We start from the raw sequence: 19,091 nt of genomic DNA, 5'->3' as shown, positions 1-19,091 counted from the left end.
TTTGAACAAGCGATAGATACGGCCATGTTCAGTCTGTCTAACGTTATTAGAATGCCTTATAAAGTTCTGAAAGCATCAATAATGATTCCCTACAAAGTCAACAAGGCAAGTAATTATATCCTGCCTGGGCAGGATAAGCCATATAAAGCCATTCGTAACCTGCTGGTGAAAAAATTAAGTCAGCTGGGTTTGAAGTTGATTACTACCCCTGTGCCTGGGGTGATGAAATATGCCGTGGGTGGAGGCTTGATGGTGGGGGCGACGGCATATAACAGGTATGTAATATCGAGCGAAAATACGGTCGATGCCATATATGATAGATTGGTGAAGGGTGCAAAGAGTAGAGTAATAAAAATGGACTCAAAGACGAGTATGTTTTTTGATGTGCCACTAGACGCGATGTTTATGGTGCCTTACAAGGGCATAAGGAAGTATGGCCAAAGTATTAAAAGTAATAGTGAGGAACATGTTACACCCAATGCGTTGGTGAAGAGAGTTTACAGACGGAGTCCGCGCAGGGAGGAGGGGTGGCAGGGAGTAATGGAAAAATAGAAGATCTAAATGATAAATACGGCGTGAGAGAAAAAAATTCGCGTACGGCAACATTTAGTAGAGATATAAAAATGAAAGCAGCGAGGCTTGGTTTGAATATGGCCACAGCAAGTTTTGTAATTGTGCGAACTACTGAAGGAAATGATAGCGAACCACCAGTGGAAAAACGATATACTGTTAAAGGGTCACAGCTTATTGCTTATTATGATCCTCTGGATGAGGTTGAATATCCTAGCGAATTTTTGCCATTGAAAGATGATATCAATAAATTTTTATTTGAGAATTCACTAAAAATGGAAAGGGAAGTAAAGGATGTGGCAGATGCGGAAAAAGCTTTTACTGCGCAGCAAGAATTGTATAAAGTTGGCTATCCGAATCAGGTGAATGTTTCTAACAGAATTGATGAAGTGATTCAGAAGGATATTGATCAAGCAATGGGAGGGAAGTCAGTTAGTGAACATGGAGTAAAGCCAGACAAAAAAATTGAAGTCCGCATAACTGTGCATCTTGGCACTGGTCAAACTGTAACGACCACTAAACATTACACTATTCGTCAACTTGCTGTTGGGTTGCATTTGCGTGAGAACCCAAATTGTGCATTCGTTTTCATTTGGCCTGATGATAGAATAGCTACTCTTTTTGATAGGCCACAAGGGGCGCTGACGGCTTATCCTTATGTTGTGACTAAAAAAATAGAATCTGAGCTTGAGAGGGATAAAGAAAAACTTAATGATGATAAATCAATAGGTGCGCGTGAGAAAATTATCTCTCAGAATGTGGCGCAGGCTTTGTCAAAGGTTGCGGAGAAAGAAGGGCCTGGTTCAGAGGCATATGTTGCGGTAGATCGATTTCTTAAAGGTGAGGTTAAAGCATTATCTGTAAAATTTAAAGATTATACTCTAGATGGTGTGTTTGCCATTCCATTGAATGACCCTGAAAAAATAATATTGATAAAATCGAATCCAAGCGAGGGGGCGCAGTATCTTATTGTAGATAAGAGTCAGCTTGTTCATCCCGAAAAAGCGAAAGAAGTATTTGATTTTTTAAAGCCAACCTTCCCGAAAAAAGCGCTGCTGCATCATTGGAAAAATGAAAGTGATCTGTCCGCTTTCCAAAAGAAAGAGAGACTGGTTGGCGAGACAATGCCGCGGATAGGTCCTGCTCCAGGGCCGACCATGCGTTGGACGGTAGAGAAAACATGGGTTGAGCCCTATCAGTTTGAGCCAATTGTATCGGACGGTAAGTCCCTGAGTGTATTGGCCGGTCATTTGGAGAAAACTCAGCGCAGTACACATTATTCCAATGTGGATGCGTATGTCTATTCGAGTGGAGAGTACTATGTTCAGGCAGGGGCGAAAATTGGACAAATTGTATTGCAAGGCGTTAATTCTTTATCAATGGGTATTCCCTCGGCAGGAATGAGAGCGCTTGCTGGGCTGGGGGCTAGCGGTGCCTCGGTATTTTTGGATGTGATGGACGCAGTTCAGGAAGATGATCCTAATGCAAAGGATGAGAAGCTTAAATGGGCTGCGACAGGGGCAATGCTGTCTTTGCCAGGGGATATTTCTGATGCTAATACGCTGCTAAAAAATGTAAATAAGGCAAATGGTAAATTAAATAGAGTAGCGAATGTGTTAGGCAGTGATGCTCGCGGTAAAAAATGGGGGGGCGAAGGGCTGGTGATAACAGTTCTTCTAACAACAGTCCTATAGAGAATGGCATTATATTCAAATCTTCTGCTTCTACGAGTAGGAAAAATATTGGTATTGAAAGAATTAATGATGATATTAGTCTCATCTCTGCAGAAGGTTCGCAAGCAAAGACACTTTACCTTGATGCGCACGGTGCTTATGAACCTAACGCAACAATTCCATTTTATTACTTTGATCGTAACGGGTTTCATAAAGTTCCTCCGTCGGGAACAGTTCCAGTCCCTCAAGGGAAGACTGTTTCTTTTAAAGTACCGCATGGATATAAAATGGGAGCGGGGCGTCCTGATCAAGACTTATTGAATGCTCGAAATTATAAGCCTTTTACTTCGGTTGATGCTGAGCGCTACACGCTACACCCTATTAGAAATCCAAGTAACACTGATGCGAGCCAGCAGGTAGCTCACATGGTATCGAACAACCCTGAGAAAGCATCTAAGGGGACAGCAAAGCCCGGAGAATTACGAAACTACGATTATACCCATTTTAAAAAAAATGGAACTAGTGAGCAGGAGCATCAGGGCATTCTTGTTAACGGCGTTGATAGACTCCATTATTTAGATAGTAAAACGCCGGGGTCGGCAGGGGATGTTATAACGATCAATCCTGGATCTACTGTACCGTTAGGAAGGCTTTTAGATCAATTATCTACAAATCCAAGACTTCAACAGTATGATAAAATTGTTATTTTGGCATGCCGATCCCCATATGGCAGGCGATCGCCAACTTATTCTACGGTTGAAGGTCCGCTTTTTGCTCGTCCCCCATCATCTCCTAACGGTTATTCTGGAAATCATACTAGCGATTCAAAATCAATTGATCCTAGCGGTGGTCAAGGCGGTGAGTCTATGGATCCGGTATATTTGGTCTTTAGAAGGAGTCCGGAGACTAAACGCTTCGATTCGTATGTTGAAGTTCCCGTAGAGGTTGAAAAGGAGGGGGAGGGGTCGAATCAGAACCAGAAAATGGAAGAAACAAAGCAGGCAATAGAAAACAATAATGACTCTTCAGTGATGGTGGCCGGTGGTGATTATTTGACTAATGGGAACCAATCTTATTATGATGTTTATGGATTGTTCTTGGAAAAATTCCCCCACCGCACAAGTGATAATATTAGACAATTTTATCAATTCAATAAAGGTAATATACCAAAGAACGTAACCGATGCTGAAAACCAAAAACTTGAGGTGGGGACAAAGTTCACCATCCCTAATGTACGCCCCTGCCACAAGGTGATTGATGGCAGGTGCCGGTAATGATCTGCTCCCCTTAGGCCTTACCAATCATAAGTTGAGAGAAGTCCGTCACTGAAGGAGAATGACGGACATGAAGAAGAGCAGATTCACTCCTTCCGCAAAAACGTAGCGGCGAAAAGTAGAGATTTCTGGCAAATTCAAGCCCACCATCCATTCGTTTGACATTTATGGAAATGCTACTCAGGGGGGCGTGCACACGTTCTTAAATACCTTTATCATAGCCACTCTACTTGTAGTGGGGTCTTCAGCCAGGGCAGAGGGATTGAGGTGATCGGCCAAGGTAGATCCCGCAACAGCAGATCACATGGCTCCGGGACAACCCGCAGATGCCATATGTCATCCTCTTGCCATAACTCGCCAGACCGCAGTAAAAACCAAGCGCGAACATCTTGTGGACTGCAGCGATGCAGGCTGGGAGTTTGCCGCAGCAAGCTGGCGAGCATATCGTCCAGAGTCGCAGCAACGTCGGCGGGCAGGATTTCCTGAGGATAAAGCAAGTAGTCAATTGGCCAGTCACACAGCCATTTAGTGAAGAGTGTGCGTACATCAAGGCCTCCTTCGTCCTGCCACAGCCAGCAATCCAGCCAGCAGACGGCTTTTCTCCGTGCGTCTGGACCGACAAACCGCTTGCCTTCCAGCACCCCCCATTGCTGAAACCTACTCGGCAGCAAGGGCCAAAGCAGGATCAAACCAATATTTTCTACTGGTAGAGACGTTTTGCTTGATACCGTTGATGGTCGGGGGAGAGGACAGACAACTGGCTGGTTTCGTTCAGCGCCTGGCGCCACTCGGGCGAGCGCGCCGCCAGCGCTTGCCGGGCCGGCTCGTTTAACACCGCCCTGAGACGCGCTACGGCGGGAGCATGGTTGGCTAGCCGTTCCAGCTCCATCCGACTGTCGTCGCCCGCCTCCGCCCAGCAACGGCATAGCCAGTGTTCGGGATTTTGAGCCAAGGCTGCACTCAAGTGCGGCGCCAGCGCAGCGCCAGCAAGGTAAGCGGCCAGGTCTGTCAGCATCGCGGCAGACAACCGGCTGGTTTCGTTCAGCGCCTGGCGCCACTCGGGCGAGCGCGCCGCCAGCGCTTGCCGGGCCAGCTCGTTTAGCACCGTCCTGAGACGCGCTACGGCGGGAGCATGGTTGGCTAGCCGTTCCAGCTCCATCCGACTGTCGTCGCTCGCCTCCGCCCAGCAACTGCATAGCCAGTGTTCGGGATTTTGAGCCAAGGCTGCACTCAAGTGCGGCGCCAGCGCAGCGCCAGCAAGGTAAGCGGCCAGGTCTGTCAGCATCGCGGCAGACAACCGGCTGGTTTCGTTCAGCGCCTGGCGCCACTCGGGCGAGCGCGCCGCCAGCGCTTGCCGGGCCGGCTCGTTTAACACCGCCCTGAGACGCGCTACGGCGGGAGCATGGTTGGCTAGCCGTTCCAGCTCCATCCGACTGTCGTCGCTCGCCTCCGCCCAGCAACTGCATAGCCAGTGTTCGGGATTTTGAGCCAAGGCTGCACTCAAGTGCGGCGCCAGCGCAGCGCCAGCAAGGTAAGCGGCCAGGTCTGTCAGCATCGCGGCAGACAACCGGCTGGTTTCGTTCAGCGCCTGGCGCCACTCGGGCGAGCGCGCCGCCAGCGCTTGCCGGGCCGGCTCGTTTAACACCGCCCTGAGACGCGCTACGGCGGGAGCATGGTTGGCTAGCCGTTCCAGCTCCATCCGACTGTCGTCGCCCGCCTCCGCCCAGCAACGGCATAGCCAGTGTTCGGGATTTTGAGCCAAGGCTGCACTCAAGTGCGGCGCCAGCGCAGCGCCAGCAAGGTAAGCGGCCAGGTCTGTCAGCATCGCGGCAGACAACCGACTGTCGTCTGTTTGCATGGTCTCACACGCATGAGCATCCAGTTCTCGGCGTAAGGCAGCCAGCACTCGGTGCAACAACTCCGTCTCCCATTTCCCTGCGGTTAGCGTGCCGATGTCCAGCGTTACGACGGACAACCGTAAGCTTAGAGGTACAGGGTAACTGGACAACAGCGCATCCAAGTCGTGCATCAGCTGATAGCGCACCAAGCGGCTAACGCGGGGCGGTAAGGCGTGGATCAAGACCGACGAGGCGCTGAGTACGAGGCGCATACGTTTGATACGGGAAGGGGGGGGAGCGACACGCTGCTTCCTTGTTTTCGTGTTCACAAGTGATTCAACCCGCCTGGCGGTAAAGACCTGCCAGAGAACTGCCTTGGATAAAGCTAGGCTGTTCCATGATGTTTGGCAATCGTTTCCTGAGCGTTGCGGGAGGAGGTCACTGCCGCCGCGATTTCGTTGTTCTTGTCGCCATCGCACCAATTGATCTGCCACAACACCAGGTGATCGAGATGGCGGAAGGCAGACAGCCATTGCAGGGCCGGTGTTTGCGCAGCCTGGTCGAGGCTGCCGCGCAAGGTCTTGCGGTCTGACCTGCCCCCCGGATTAGGGCCAAGGCTTACTTAGTAAAGTCGATTAAAAATTCCTGCTTTTGCTCCAGCTCCGCTTGCTCCCCCGTGCGGAAGCCCGCCGCAAATGCGGCAGGCGTTTGATAGTTCAGCGAGCTGTGTGGTCGTGCTTCGTTGTAATCCTTCCGCCACACGGCAAGCTCGGCCCGAACATGCGAGAGACTCATGAACCAGTGCTCATTCAGGCATTCATCGCGTAAGCGCCCGTTGAAACTTTCGATATACGCATTCTGTGTGGGTTTGCCCGGCGGGGTCAGCTTCAGCGTGATTCCTCTGACACTGGCCCATTGATCCAGCGCGTTGCCGGTGAATTCCGGTCCCTGGTCGGTGCGGATTGCCGCTGGATAGCCCCGAAATCGAGCGGCCTGTTCCAACACCCGCACGACGTAATGTCCGGAGATTCCGTAATCAGCAACCAGGTCGATACATTCCTTGCTGAAATCATCCACGATGGTGAGCACTTTGATGCGACGCCCGTTGGCTAGCACATCGGAGACAAAGTCCATCGACCATACCGCATTCGGTTTCCCAGGGCGCTCCAGCGGCTCTCGCTCAACGGCTACACCATGGCGCCGCCTCCTGTGTTTCACCATCAAACCGGCTTCACGATATAGCCTGTAGACCCGCTTGTGGTTAACTCTGACACCATCTCGGCGCAGGAGAATGTGCAGGCGGCGATACCCAAAGCGGCGTCTCTCGTGGGCCAACTCAATCAGCCGGTCCTTCAAGAGCGTAATGTGGTCCGACGTCTTTGCCTGATAGGCATGGACGCTGCGTGACACCCCCACCAGCCGGCAGGCCCGTCGCTCCGAGATAGAGGTCATCTCGCGCATTCGCTGCACCGCCTCACGCTTCTGCTGCGGGGTTAACGCTTTACGCCGAGGGCCACTTTGAGTGCTTCGGCATCAAAAATCGCCTCGGCCAGTAAGCGCTTCAGTCTGGCGTTCTCAGTCTCGAGCTCCTTCAACCGCTTGGTGTCAGAGACATCGATGCCACCGAACTTGGCTCGCCAGTTGTAGAACGAGGCATCACTAAAGCCATGCTGGCGGCACAATTCCTTCACCGGAACGCCAGCCTCGGCCTGCTTCAAAAATCCAATGATTTGCTCTTCCGTGAAACCCTTCTTCAAGTTCGTTCCCCCTGTGTAAAACGAACTTTACTAAGTTTCGGGTGGCCCTGTTTAGGGGGCAGGTCAGAGTGCTCGAAGCCAGCCTAAGTACCCAATTTTGAGGCAATATATAGAATATTTAGCGATGTATGCGTGGTTTATCAAGAAAGGATAAACTTATGTAAACTTGCTACAAAACACTTTGCCTCGCGCAGAATGTTTGCACGATGACAGCCAATTTGGTCTGTCCCGGGCTCAGTGGACACTAACTTAAGGTGGATAATCTCCACCAAGGAGTGTTCATGACCCAAACCCGTAGAAGCTTTCCCGAATCTTTCAAACGCGAAGCCGTCGAGCAAGTGCTGGCCGGCAGCTCGCTACGTCACGTGGCCCAGGCGCTCGACATCACTGAGGCATTACTGGGCAAATGGAAGCGCCAGTATCTAACGGCCGGCGAACAGGCCTTCCCTGGCAACGGTAAACAGCTCGGAGAAGCCGCTGAACTCAAACGGCTACGCGACGAACTCGCACGCGTCACCATGGAGCGCGACGTGTTAAAAAAGGCGCTCGCCATCTTCTCGCACCCCACGAAGTAAGGTTTCAGGTCATTGAAGCGCTAGCCGAACGGTATCCGGTGGCGCTGATGTGCCGGCTGTTGCGTGTCTCTCGCAGTGGCTACTATGCATGGCGGCAGCGTCCGCGCTTCAGCGCGAGAGATGGCCAATCGTCGCTTGTTACGGGAAATCCGTTTGGTGTTTGCCGAGGTGAGCGGCATTTATGGGCATCGGCGGATTCATGCCGAACTGCTCGCACAGGGGATGAACTGCGGACGGCATCGGATCGCTCGTCTGATGCGGGAAAGTGGCTTGCAGGTGCGCTCACGTAAACGCTGGCGGCCTGTTCTTGGTAGCAAACATGTGCTGCCGGTGGCACCGAACCGACTGGAGCGCCAGTTTGCGGCCCCCGGGATGAATCAACGCTGGGTGTCGGATATGACCTACATTCGGACCGAGCAAGGATGGCTATACCTGGCCATCGTGCTGGATTTGCACTCGCGTGCAGTGGTGGGTTGGGCGATGCATCACCGTATGCAGTAAGAGCTGGTCCATGCTGCCTTAACGATGGCCGTAGCTCGACGTCAGCCGAAAGGGGAAGTACTGCTGCATTCCGATCGGGGTAGTCAGTATTGCGCGTACGACTATCAGGTCCTGCTCAAACGGCACGGCATTTTGCCGAGCCATTCCCGTGCAGGAAACTGCTGGGACAATGCGGCAATGGAGAGCTTCTTTCGTTCACTGAAAGCGGAGCGGGTTTACCTGACTCGTTATCGGAGCTACGACGAAGCCCGGTGGGATATATTTGACTACATTCGGTTCTACAACCACCAGCGCCGCCACTCAACGCTAGGCTATCTGAGCCCGATAGAATTTGAGCAGCGCCAGGCGCTGCTCAGAGCTTAACCAACCGTCCACCGAGCTCGGGACAGACCAGACATCGCAGGCTTACTCCCTGTATGCTTTAAATGCTCCCAGCCACTACCAATCAGAACTTAGCTCCCTACGCAAGTTAGTGAACTGTTTTATCACAAACAATAGGATATGCCACAGCTAATAATATTAATGAAAAGGCATAGAGGAGGCCTTGTGCAAGCAATGCTGAATCAAGCCTATTTCTTAGCCATTCCCATATGAATGCAAACATCCTTGAATTAATTGCAATGCAAGTGCTTTGAACATAGCGTTTGCACCCCTATGAGTTTAATCAGACCCGGCCTTCAATAACTGTTCCCGCTCTAACTCTTCTAAATGCTTCCCCAGACGATTCATCTCAACCACACTGTTAACGTAGAATATCGGACGTTCAACAACAGCAAAAGGGCAGTCATCATAGGGTGGCTTCAACTCCAGCCCATAAATATAATCATAAGTATGTGAAAAAACCAAATACCCCTCACCTATCTCCTGTAATGTATGCGCAATCGGATAAAGCCAGTCCTGGCACATATATTCGACGATTATATCGGAATAGCATTCCTTGATCTGAATGGCGACCTCTAAAGCACAAGCCAAGTAGGCCTCACGAAACAGAGCCCTAGCAGGACCAGGTGATCCAATGTCGGCGGGCTACTTTTCATTATATCCTGCAGCATTTGCCCATACGCTTTGCGGATGTAATCGCTGGGCATTGGAAAAATCGGCATCGACTTCTCATAGCTCTGATGGAAAACACTTCGGAATGCTTTTTCTCCGTAATAATCCGCTCGTGTAAACCCCAATCGACTCATTGCAGCCTGCGCAATATCGTGATAAACGACAATTTCTAAGTCGTTTCGCGTCAATAGCTGCCAATAAGGCGAGTAGAAAAGCTCCGCCGTACCAGAAAAAGTTGCCTCTTCCTCTACCAGTTGAATCAGATCGAAATCTCGTTTGGGGTGGTTGCCATTAGAAGGAAGCGTGCCATGCAAGCGTATCGTTTCGAAAATCCTACTACGCATCTGGGGGTCTTTCGGCCGACGCCCCAGTTTCTCCAGAAATAATAGGTCAAGCTGGTAGTCACTAAGCGAGGTTCTCGACTTAACCGCGTAGTACCACAGTTTGGCGCGCAACCTATCTACCGGCGACTGGCGGGGGCGCCCTGTCCGCTTTGCATCACTTGGTATCATGAAACTCCCCTTTTCATGGCCGCTTTCACGTTACCACAGAGTTTGGTATCACTCCTTTATACCTAGTCCAATCTGATTCCACCTGACCATGACTACCTCTGCCTCCCTAGACGAATTGCAGCGCAACTTGCTGGATGCCTATGGGCCCTTGATGGGCGATGCAGTGCTATGGCAAGCCTTGGGCTTCAAGACCTGGGCAGGTTTTGACAGGGCAATACGTCAAGGAAAACTAGAGGTCCGTATCTTCACTTTGCCAGGAAGAAGGGGGAGATATGCGCTGACGTGCGATGTTGCAGCTTGGCTCTGGGACGTGCGTTCGACAGCCCCGAGCCCGCACGAAGCATGCTGAGAAAGAGCCGCCATTAGACAAATGCCCTGCTGGGCACCGGAACCTCATCATGAAGGAGGGTCAGAAATGTAAAAGGGTAACCTGACGGCTACCCCTTTGATGCAAAAGACGAGTCTTTTGACTTCAGCAATCAAAGTATCGTCTCGCGCATCTTAGCGGTCAAGCCATTCCCCCCCTGTATTCGGCCAAAAACGTTCAGTTTCGAACTGAACGGCGGATTTTCACGTTCCTTTTTTGGCCAACTTTCCAACAGATGCGTGGCTGCGCAGGGAGAGGTCTTGCCGGCGCAGCCGGGAGAAGACGATGCAAGGAGTGCGACGAGTCGTTACCCGTAGGGGGCGGCACATCCGAGGTTATTTCCCCTCCAAGAAAATGAAACGGATGGTGCCATGGGAATCGCTGCAGGAACGCGATGCCCTGCTATTGCTGGAGCTATCACCAGGTGTCGTTGCTTTTAAAGCGCAACCTGAGAAGTTGCCGTATTGGGACGGGACCGCCATGCGCGTCCACGTCCCAGATCTGAGGGTACGTCTGTACGACGAGCACGTACTGTTCGTCGAGCTCAAGCCAGCATCCGAACTGGCCCGCCCCCAGGTCAAAGCGAAATACCACCAGATTGCCGAACAGCTGTTAGCACAAGGTCTGGATTATCGGCTTTTGACCGATAAGGAAATCCTGCAGGAGCCGCAGTTCAGTAATCTGAAACAGCTGCTGTACCACTACAACCATCCCGCGAGCCCCCTACCAACCCGCAGCCAGCTGGCTGTGGCCTTCTCTCAGACCGAATCCATCCCCTTGGCGCAATGCCTGGAGCGGTTCGGTTCAGACGTCACCGACACCCTGATCGCGCAAGCTCGACTCTACGTCGACCTGACTCAGCCCCTCGCGCCGGCCTCCCTCGTTCAACTACCTGTAGGAGAGCACCATGCAACGATTTACTTTTAAACGCGGCCTGGGCTTCCTTCAGGGACAGACTCGCTGGCAGCTGGACCGCCGGCTGGCCAGCGGCAAGCTGCAACTGCTCTCAGATGAAGGCGAGGTTTTGACGCTGACCAACTCAGACATTCTGCAACGCTGGCAGTCCCAGGAGTGGATCATCGACGAGGAGTCATTGGCCAACCTCGGTGAGGCGATCTATCTCGTCACGCCGCGCGACCTGTCGACCTATCCACTCAAACTTCAGGCCATTGCCAGGCGCCGCCTGCATTATCTGCAGGGCATCGACCCCGACCACACACCTTACAACAGGTCGGCTTGGGAGGCGTGCATCAGTCAACTAGCCGGCGAGATCGATGACAAGTACCCGCCTTGCGCGTCGACCGTATCGGAGTGGTGGCGGCGTTACCGGACTACCCGCTCGATTCTGAAACTGATTCCCTGGGGTCGGCCAGAATCCAACCACCAGACCAAACCGGGCTATCAGCTGTTCGAACAGGTCATCGCCGAGGTCTATCTCACCGACAACAAGCTGCCGAAGCTGGCGGTCTACCAGCGGATGAAGGCACGTACCGAGGCCATCAATCAATCGCTGTATGCGCAGGAGCAGATGAAATGCCCCGGCCGTACCACGGTATATCGCTGGCTGGAGGATTTGCAGCAGGACTTGGTCGATCTAGCCCGCGAGGGCGCCGAGGCCGTGCGCATGAAATACCGCGTCGCGATCGGCCGTGTGAAGACCCAGGCCATCCTGGAACGGATCGAGATCGACCATACCCCGCTGGATATCATCATCATCGACCTCGTGACAGGGCTAGCATTGGGCAGGCCGTGGATTACCGTGGCGATCGACCAATACTCCCGGATGATCGTCGGTTTCTATATCAGCATCGGCGCGCCTTCCGCCAACTCGCTGCTGCAGTGCCTGCGGCGGGCCATCCTGCCCAAGGAGGAGCTGCTTAGTCAGTGGACCGATATCAAGCACCCGTGGCCGGCCTACGGCATCCCGCAGTTGGTCGCCGTCGACAATGGCCCGGACCTGCACAGCACCGGCTTTGAACAGGCCTGCCTGGAGATGAGCATCGTGATGCTGTTTTGCGGATCCAAGGTGTCATGGCAAAAAGGCGCGATTGAACGGTTTATCCGGACGATGAGCGTGGACCTTATCCACACCCTGCCAGGCACCACGTTTTCTAATCCGCAGGAGCGCGGCGACTACCCGGCAGAAAAACAGGCCTGCCTGGACATGGCCACGCTGACGCATTTACTGGTGCGCTGGATTGTCGATGTCTACAACGTCACGCCTCACAGCGGCATCAAAGGCCGGCCATTGGATCGTTGGCAAGAGTCCGCCAATCGGGCCCCGATTGCGCTGCCCACCGACCCGCAACAGTTGGAGTTGATCGCCGGCATTCCGGCAAGCCGGACGTTGTTCCACTACGGCATTGAGTTCGAGGGCCTGCATTACAACGACCACCACGTGCAACTGATCCGCCGGCGCTTCGGCAAAAACATCCCTGTGGAGATCAAAACCTACGAGGATGATGTCGGCCACATTCATGTGCTGGATCCGGACAGTAAGACGTATCTGCGCGTTCCGGCGCGGGACATGGAATACGCCGAGGGTCTACCTCGGGAAATGCACCGCACCATCCGCACCCATGCCCGCAAACGCTTCGGCGAGCTATGCAACACCCCTGAATTGCTGGAGGCGAAACGCGAGATCCAGGAACTAGCGCAGGCGGCGCTGCAGCACAAGAAGATGGGCTATCGAAAGTCCGGCGCGCGCCAGTTCAACCTCAACAGCGAAGCGGTGCTGGAAAAGCAGGATCCGCTGGTCGCCGCCAGAAAACCCGTCAAAACCCGCAAAGCTCCTTTGCCGGAGTCATTGCCTGACGGATTGCAGGATGATCTGCCGGAGCTGTCGGTGTCAGCCAAGAAGGGAGGCGCGTGATGGATCCTCTCGACTTGATGCGGCAGTTCGCCCCGAACGCCGGCTACGCGTCCGACAAGGTGCTGGGCTACAAGCTGCAGTTGGAACCCATCTACCACCAACGCTTTCGCCACGCGCTGTTCCAGATCGCCGAACTGCATCACCGTCGCCGCGCGCATGGCGTGGGCGGCGGCGTGCTGTTGATCGGCCCCTCCGGCGCCGGCAAAAGCACCGTGCTTCGGGCGTATGAGGCCCAGTCACCACGCAGTTTTGAGACGCAGCGCACTCGGATTCCGGTCCTGATTGTGCGAGTGCCGTCGTCGCCGACGGTACGCAGTCTCGCCGGCGCCATCCTGGAGGCCATGGGGGACCGGAAGTCGCACCGCGGCACTGCTCCCGAGAAAACCACCCGGCTGGTCGACTTCTTCTCGCAATGCGGTGTGGAGTTGCTGCTGATCGATGAGTTCCAGCATCTGTTCTATACCCCCAGCGCGACGGCATTTCGGGATGTCACCGATTGGCTGAAGAACCTGCTGGAAAGTACCGGCGTAGGCATGGTGGCGTGCGGGCTGTCGGCAGCCGAGCTGGTGATCCGCAGTAACGAGCAGTTGTCGCGCCGCTTCTCGCAGTGCATCCCCATGGATCCGTTCCAGCTCGACGATGAGGCGGATTTCTTGGAATACCGGGGACTGCTCAAGGGCATCGCCCTCTGCCTGCCGCTGGGCTGCGAGATTCCCTTGCATGAGGCCAACCTGGCGCGGCGCATCCACACCGCCAGCTTCGGGCTGCTCGACTACACCCTCAAGCTGCTGGAGGGCGCGGTTTGCGCCGCCAACCTGGCCGGCCTCAACACGCTATCGCTGGATGTGCTGGCCGCCAGCTTTCGCGAGCGGATCTGGAAAGACGTGCCCGACACGCTGAATCCCTTCCATCCCGAGTCCTTGCTACGCCCCCTCACTCGCCCCGGCGAGATGTTCTACCCACATACCCGTAAGGACCCAGTCGGCTCGCCGGTAGCCATCAAGCTGGGCCTGCATCAGAGCAAAGGAGGCGTGATCCATGCATGACAGCACCATCCCCAGGCAAGATGCCCCCAGCTTGCTAATCCGGCCTCAGCCAACCCGAACCGAGGGGCCTATCGGCTACCTGTTCCGGTTGGCCGAGGCTAACTTCATGAGTCTGCGGGACCTGGAACAGCTCGGCATCGCCTTCTCCCCGGAGGCCTTGCGACAGCAACAGCTGCTGCCCCCTGACCCGCTTTATCCAGAGCTGCTCAACTATGTTCGCCACGTGGCTGAGTTGGCGCGATATCAGCCCAGCATCTGGAACCGACGCTTCGCCCGGCACTGCCCGTACTGCCTGGCGGAGGAGGCTAGGTGGCGGATCGGCTGGGAGCTGCTGTATTTCGACACCTGCCCCAAGCACGGCACCTGGCTGGTGGACCATTGCTCCAGTTGCGGCGAGTCGCTTACCTGGCACCGGGACAGCCTGCTCCGCTGCAACTGCGGCGCCGATCTGCGTCGGGAGGTCCCGGAAGAAGCGCCTGCGGCCGCCATCCTGCTGGCGGAAACGCTGGAGCAGATGCTGTTGCAGCAAGCGGTTCCACAAACGCATGGCTATCCCTTCCAAGGGCTCACCCTGGAGCAGGTACAGCGCCTAATCCGCTACCTGGGTACTTATCTGAATCCCGTCGCCACGCTCAAACCACTCAAAATCATGAATGCGGGCTTACTGGAAGTCTCCTGGCCCATCACCTCATTGGCGGCGGAGATGCTGGTTTTCTGGCCCGACAAATTCCACGCAGCCCTCGACGCCCTGCAAACGTCCAGCGGAGATTCGCAGATCAGCCTGAACACCGTGTTTCAGGAGGCTTATCGTTACCTTTACGACGGAGGACTGCGCGATGGCGTTTACCACCCGGTTCGCGAAGCTTTCGAGCAATGGGTGACGCAGCGCTGGAAAGGCGGCGTGGCCAGACGGAATCGCCGGTTCACCATCGAGGTCCTGGAGAACATCCAGTGGATTCCTGGCAAGGCGGCGGCCGACCGACTCGGTATCTCCATGGCGCGGCTGCGCTACCTGATCCGTTCCGGGCAACTGGAAGGGCAAGAAACCATCAGCAGCAAAGGCCGCCGCTTCCTGATGGTGCGCAAAGACCGGCTGATCCAGGTGGAGGAACAACTTGCGGGGGAAATCACCATGACCAAGGCCATGGAGGTGCTGGGTCTGGGCAAGGTGCGGATGCGACGGATCCTGAAGCTGCTGTTCCCCTCCGCCCGCCGAGTCAACGGCCAGCCTTTGCTGCCATGGTGCATTTCCAGCTCGGAGGTCTATCAGTTGGCCGAGTTCGGCGAGGCGCTGCCGCGGGTCTATTCTCTCGATGAAGACGAAACTTCGCTGGCCGACGTGCTGCACTATTGGCAGTGGAATGCCGACGAAGTCGTGTCGTTGGTTGAGGAGATCCAGGCAGGCAAGCTGGCCGTCTGCGCCACCCTCATCGGCAAGACCGGGATCACGCGCTGGGTGTTCAAGCGCAAGGCCTTGCAGCTGTGGCGAGCCAGCCTTCCCACGGATCGGGCCAACTGGGTCACCATTCCGGAGTTGGCCGAAGTGCTGGGGGTGAAGCAGCAGGTGGCGTACTGGCTGACGCAGAACGATTACATCCGCTCGCACAAGCTGGGCAACCAGAAGCACCAAGGCTCCAGAGTGCGCAAAGCAGATGTCGACCGCTTCCTGCGGCAGTACATCTTCGGTACCGAGATCGCAGACCTGACCGGCCGCTCGCCCAGGAAAGTGATGAACATGCTCAAGCACTTAGCCATCTACCCGCTGCGCGGCACCAGCATCGAAGCTTGCCGCCAACTGGTATATACTCGCACCGATACGCTTACCCGATTTATCGAGAGATATCAGGTGGGGATCCGATCAAGTGGCGGGACACGGTGCAGCGGCGGCGAAAGGCCTGGGAGAGGATCTTCCAGGAAGATGGGACGCCCGTACCGCCTCCGTCCCACTTTCGTCTAGAACCCCGTTGATCTGTCGTGGGGCTCATCTAGAGGAAGATGGGATCCTACAGAGGTGTAGGGTGATGCCTGTTCGCACAGAAAGTGAAAACGGTCGTGGATTAGTGCAAAACCCAGCGCGTAGTTAGTGCAATGACGGAGCTCCCTCGTAAAGGGAGCTCTTCTTTATTACACGAGGATCTTAACGATCCGCCATGTTTATTCCGTGGTAGCGCCAATCATACATGCTTAAAGCATTTACAATGTCCAAGCGATGAGCATCATATTGAAGGCGTAAAGGCTAACCGGGTAAATTGGGATGAATGAAGCAGAAACGCGTGCTCAACTAATTGATAAGGCGCTCGGTCTTGCAGGCTGGGATGTTAAAGACCCCACTCAGGTTGTCGAAGAATTCGACATCCTCACAGCCCTGTCAGAAGGTGTAGCAGAACCACGCACACCCTACGAAGGGCACCAATTTAGTGATTACGTTCTGCTTGGTAAAGATCGCAAGCCCTTAGCAGTGGTTGAAGCCAAAAGAAGCAGTCGCGATGCCGCCGTCGGTCGCGAACAAGCTAAGCAGTACTGTTACAACATCCAGAAGCAACCAGGCAACGAGTTGCCATTCTGCTTCTATACCAACGGCCACGAACTCTATTTCTGGGATTTGGAAAACGCGCCGCCGCGCAAGGTTGTTGGCTTTCCCTCCCGCGATGATCTGGAGCGCTTTGCCTACATCCGCCGCAATCGCAAGCCGCTGACTCAAGAGTTCATCAATACCTCGATTGCTGGCAGAGACTACCAGATCCGGGCCATTCGCTCGGTGCTCGAAGGCATCGAACAGGAAAAGCGCGATTTCCTGCTGGTGATGGCTACCGGTACCGGCAAGACCCGCATCTGCATCGCCATGGTTGATGCCTTGATGCGTGCAGGCCATGCAGAAAAGGTCTTGTTCTTGGTAGACCGCATTGCACTACGCGAGCAGGCACTGGCAGCCTTCAAGGAACACATGCCTAATGAGCCACGCTGGCCCAATGTGGGTGAAAAGCTCATTGCTACAGACCGACGTATCTATGTCGCTACTTACCCGACGATGCTCAACATCATCAGGGATGAGATGCAGTACCTGTCTCCGCACTTTTTCGATTTCATCGTCGTTGATGAGAGCCATCGCTCTATCTACAACACCTTCGGCGAAGTGCTCAACTACTTCAAGGCCATCACGCTGGGACTGACAGCAACACCGACCGACATAATCGATCACAACACATTTCAGCTTTTCCATTGTGAAGATGGCCTGCCGACCTTTGCCTATACCTACGAAGAGGCTGTAAACAACGTACCTCCCTACCTCTGCAACTTCCAGGTCATGAAGATTCAGACCAAGTTCCAGATGGAAGGCATTAGCAAGCGTACCATTTCATTGGACGACCAGAAGACGCTGATCCTGCAGGGCAAAGACGTTGAAGAATTCAACTTCGAAGGTTCGCAGCTCGAAAGACAGGTGATCAACAAGGGCACCAACACCCTGATCGTGCGCGAATTCATGGAGGAGGCCATCAAGGACGCTAACGGCGTACTGCCCGGCAAAACCATCTTCTTTTGCGCCACCAAGGCCCACGCCCGGCGTATGGAAGAAATCTTCGACAAGCTCTACCCGCAATACCACGGCGAGCTCGCCAAGGTGTTGGTATCGGAAGACTCCCGCGTTTACGGCAAAGGCGGCCTGCTCGATCAGTTCACCAACAACGACATGCCTCGAATCGCCATCAGTGTAGACATGCTCGACACCGGCATCGACGTGCGAGAGATCGTCAACCTCGTATTCGCCAAGCCGGTCTACTCGTACACCAAGTTCTGGCAGATGGTAGGTCGCGGTACGCGCTTGTTGGAAACCAGCAAGCCCAAGCCTTGGTGCCTGGAAAAAGATGTTTTCCTGATTCTCGACTGCTGGGACAACTTCGAGTACTTCAAGCTAAACCCCAAGGGCAAGGAGCTAAAAGCTCAACTACCGCTGCCTGTGCGGCTTGTTGGCTTGCGGCTAGACAAGATCGAGAAAGCAAATGACAGTGACCATGCCGATATAGCAGCGCGTGAAGTGGCCAAGCTCCGCCTACATATTGCGGCACTACCCAAAGAGTCGGTCGTAGTCAGGGAAGCCGCCGCTGCACTGGGGCGACTGGACGACGACAACTTCTGGATCAGCCTCAACCACGAGCGGATAGAATTCCTGCGCGCTGAAATCAAGCCTCTGTTCCGCTCTGTCTCCGAGGCCGACTTCAAGTCCATGCGTTTTGAGCGCGACCTTCTCGAATATTCGCTTGCAGTGCTGAACGAAGACAAGGAACAGGCGGAAACTCTCAAGGAAGGCATAGTCGAACAGCTCAGCGAGCTGTCGCTATCTGTCAGTTTCGTGAAACAGGAAGAAACCCTGGTTCGCGCTGCGCAAACCGGCCACTACTGGGCCAAGGCAAATGAGGATGCCTTCGACGAACTGGTCGCCAAACTCGGGCCGCTGATGAAATTCCGCGAACGAAGCACTAGCCAACAGCAGACCCACCTGGATCTGGCCGATGAACTACACAAGAAAGAATGGGTAGAATTCGGTCCGCAGCACGAAGCAGTCAGCATCACTCGCTATCGAGAAATGGTTGAGGCTTTGATTGCCGAACTGACTGAGTACAATCCAGTGCTACAGAAGATCAAAAACGGTGAAATGATCCGAACCGAAGAGGCTAGTGAACTGGCTGAGCTACTACATGAAGAGCACCCGCACATCACCGAAGACTTGTTGCGCCAAGTCTACAAAAACCGCAAGGCGCGCTTCATCCAGTTTATCCGCCATATCTTGGGCATTGAAGTGCTGAAGAGCTTCCCGGATGAAGTCCGCGCCGCTTTTGACCAATTCATCCATGCCCACACTACGCTTAGCAGCCGGCAGATGGAATTTCTCAACTTGCTGAAGGGCTTCATCATTGAGCGTGAAAAGGTCGAAAAGAAAGACTTGATTAACACTCCCTTCACGGTTATCCACCCACAGGGCATCCGAGGCGTGTTCAGCCCGGCTGAAATCAACGAAATCCTGCAGTTGACCGAACGGTTGGCCGCCTAAAAATCA

The 19,091-nt window shown here is 54.2% G+C and carries 14 protein-coding genes and 1 pseudogene; 11 read left to right on the top strand and 4 right to left on the bottom strand.

Annotated features, from left to right (window positions below; genetic code table 11):
- Window positions 1-24: 24 nt before the first annotated feature.
- Genes HQN78_RS17910 through HQN78_RS17900 form a run of 3 tightly spaced genes read left to right on the top strand, consistent with a single transcriptional unit; the run spans window position 25 to window position 3,517 of the window.
- Window positions 25-552 (top strand): hypothetical protein, encoded by a 528-nt coding sequence (locus tag HQN78_RS17910; protein WP_235085350.1) that lies wholly within the window; start codon window positions 25-27, stop codon window positions 550-552.
- A complete protein-coding gene (locus tag HQN78_RS17905; protein WP_235085348.1) occupies window positions 528-2,264 on the top strand; it encodes a hypothetical protein in 1,737 nt (578 codons plus the stop codon). Before HQN78_RS17910 ends, HQN78_RS17905 begins: the two co-directional genes overlap by 25 nt.
- A complete protein-coding gene (locus tag HQN78_RS17900) occupies window positions 2,213-3,517 on the top strand; it encodes a putative adhesin (RefSeq protein ID WP_235085345.1) in 1,305 nt (434 codons plus the stop codon). The genes HQN78_RS17905 and HQN78_RS17900 overlap by 52 nt, the downstream gene beginning before the upstream one ends.
- A 215-nt stretch (window positions 3,518-3,732) precedes the next feature.
- Here HQN78_RS17900 and HQN78_RS25905 read toward each other — a convergent pair whose 3' ends face one another.
- Together HQN78_RS25905 and HQN78_RS17895 are read right to left on the bottom strand one after the other, a co-directional pair.
- Window positions 3,733-4,305 carry a contractile injection system tape measure protein gene (locus HQN78_RS25905; RefSeq protein WP_370646566.1) on the bottom strand — a complete coding sequence of 191 codons (573 nt, stop codon included), beginning with the start codon at window positions 4,303-4,305 and terminating at the stop codon, window positions 3,733-3,735.
- The gene (locus HQN78_RS17895; RefSeq protein WP_235085343.1) at window positions 4,218-5,627 is read right to left on the bottom strand and encodes a contractile injection system tape measure protein; all 1,410 of its coding nucleotides are present in this window, start codon (window positions 5,625-5,627) and stop codon (window positions 4,218-4,220) included. Before HQN78_RS17895 ends, HQN78_RS25905 begins: the two co-directional genes overlap by 88 nt.
- Before the next feature lie 125 nt (window positions 5,628-5,752).
- Between HQN78_RS17895 and HQN78_RS17890 the strand changes: the two genes are divergently transcribed.
- A complete protein-coding gene (locus HQN78_RS17890; protein WP_235085341.1) occupies window positions 5,753-5,947 on the top strand; it encodes a hypothetical protein in 195 nt (64 codons plus the stop codon).
- Window positions 5,948-5,973: 26 nt separating this feature from the next.
- On the opposite strand, the gene HQN78_RS17885 is transcribed toward HQN78_RS17890, so the two are convergent.
- Window positions 5,974-7,112, bottom strand: a protein-coding gene (locus HQN78_RS17885; protein WP_227106136.1) for an IS3 family transposase whose coding sequence is annotated in 2 segments (ribosomal slippage) — window positions 5,974-6,866 and window positions 6,866-7,112 — 1,140 coding nt in all. Because the reading frame shifts where the segments join, the coding sequence is not laid out codon by codon here.
- Window positions 7,113-7,393: 281 nt separating this feature from the next.
- Between HQN78_RS17885 and HQN78_RS17880 the strand changes: the two genes are divergently transcribed.
- Together HQN78_RS17880 and HQN78_RS17875 are read left to right on the top strand one after the other, a co-directional pair.
- Window positions 7,394-7,687, top strand: a complete 294-nt coding sequence (locus HQN78_RS17880; protein ID WP_227106099.1) for a transposase — start codon at window positions 7,394-7,396, stop codon at window positions 7,685-7,687.
- Window positions 7,688-7,771: 84 nt separating this feature from the next.
- Window positions 7,772-8,551 (top strand): annotated as a pseudogene (locus tag HQN78_RS17875) (IS3 family transposase).
- A gap of 593 nt (window positions 8,552-9,144) precedes the next feature.
- Here the strand turns inward: HQN78_RS17875 and HQN78_RS17870 are convergent.
- A complete protein-coding gene (locus HQN78_RS17870; protein WP_235085338.1) occupies window positions 9,145-9,753 on the bottom strand; it encodes a hypothetical protein in 609 nt (202 codons plus the stop codon).
- Window positions 9,754-10,483: 730 nt separating this feature from the next.
- Between HQN78_RS17870 and HQN78_RS17865 the strand changes: the two genes are divergently transcribed.
- From HQN78_RS17865 to HQN78_RS17845, 5 genes are all read left to right on the top strand, one after another.
- Complete coding sequence (locus HQN78_RS17865; RefSeq protein WP_227106142.1) at window positions 10,484-11,047, top strand: TnsA endonuclease N-terminal domain-containing protein; 564 nt, start codon at window positions 10,484-10,486, stop codon at window positions 11,045-11,047.
- Window positions 11,028-12,992, top strand: a complete 1,965-nt coding sequence (locus tag HQN78_RS17860; RefSeq protein ID WP_235085336.1) for a hypothetical protein — start codon at window positions 11,028-11,030, stop codon at window positions 12,990-12,992. Before HQN78_RS17865 ends, HQN78_RS17860 begins: the two co-directional genes overlap by 20 nt.
- Window positions 12,992-14,038, top strand: a complete 1,047-nt coding sequence (locus tag HQN78_RS17855) for a TniB family NTP-binding protein (RefSeq protein WP_235085333.1) — start codon at window positions 12,992-12,994, stop codon at window positions 14,036-14,038. The genes HQN78_RS17860 and HQN78_RS17855 overlap by 1 nt, the downstream gene beginning before the upstream one ends.
- A complete protein-coding gene (locus HQN78_RS17850) occupies window positions 14,031-15,995 on the top strand; it encodes a helix-turn-helix domain-containing protein (RefSeq protein WP_235085331.1) in 1,965 nt (654 codons plus the stop codon). Before HQN78_RS17855 ends, HQN78_RS17850 begins: the two co-directional genes overlap by 8 nt.
- Window positions 15,996-16,292: 297 nt before the next feature.
- Window positions 16,293-19,085: a DEAD/DEAH box helicase family protein gene (locus HQN78_RS17845; protein ID WP_235085329.1), complete on the top strand. Its 2,793-nt coding sequence runs from the start codon at window positions 16,293-16,295 to the stop codon at window positions 19,083-19,085.
- Window positions 19,086-19,091 lie beyond the last annotated feature (6 nt).

This window comes from Chromobacterium sp. Beijing (assembly GCF_021496765.1).
GTDB lineage: Bacteria > Pseudomonadota > Gammaproteobacteria > Burkholderiales > Chromobacteriaceae > Chromobacterium.
Note: the sequence above shows the minus strand (reverse complement) of the source record. Positions and strands in the feature narration are given on the sequence as shown.

Bases quoted from the DNA above. Each gene is read 5' to 3' on its own strand.
- HQN78_RS17865 (WP_227106142.1), top strand. From the start codon at position 10,484: ATGGTGCCATGGGAATCGCTGCAGGAACGCGATGCCCTGCTATTGCTG.
- HQN78_RS17910 (WP_235085350.1), top strand. From the start codon at position 25: ATGTTCAGTCTGTCTAACGTTATTAGAATGCCTTATAAAGTTCTGAAA.
- HQN78_RS17855 (WP_235085333.1), top strand. From the start codon at position 12,992: ATGGATCCTCTCGACTTGATGCGGCAGTTCGCCCCGAACGCCGGCTAC.
- HQN78_RS17895 (WP_235085343.1), bottom strand. From the start codon at position 5,627: ATGCGCCTCGTACTCAGCGCCTCGTCGGTCTTGATCCACGCCTTACCG.
- HQN78_RS17870 (WP_235085338.1), bottom strand. From the start codon at position 9,753: ATGATACCAAGTGATGCAAAGCGGACAGGGCGCCCCCGCCAGTCGCCG.
- HQN78_RS17860 (WP_235085336.1), top strand. From the start codon at position 11,028: ATGCAACGATTTACTTTTAAACGCGGCCTGGGCTTCCTTCAGGGACAG.
- HQN78_RS17900 (WP_235085345.1), top strand. From the start codon at position 2,213: ATGGGGGGGCGAAGGGCTGGTGATAACAGTTCTTCTAACAACAGTCCT.
- HQN78_RS17890 (WP_235085341.1), top strand. From the start codon at position 5,753: ATGATGTTTGGCAATCGTTTCCTGAGCGTTGCGGGAGGAGGTCACTGC.
- HQN78_RS17880 (WP_227106099.1), top strand. From the start codon at position 7,394: ATGACCCAAACCCGTAGAAGCTTTCCCGAATCTTTCAAACGCGAAGCC.
- HQN78_RS17845 (WP_235085329.1), top strand. From the start codon at position 16,293: ATGAATGAAGCAGAAACGCGTGCTCAACTAATTGATAAGGCGCTCGGT.
- HQN78_RS17850 (WP_235085331.1), top strand. From the start codon at position 14,031: ATGCATGACAGCACCATCCCCAGGCAAGATGCCCCCAGCTTGCTAATC.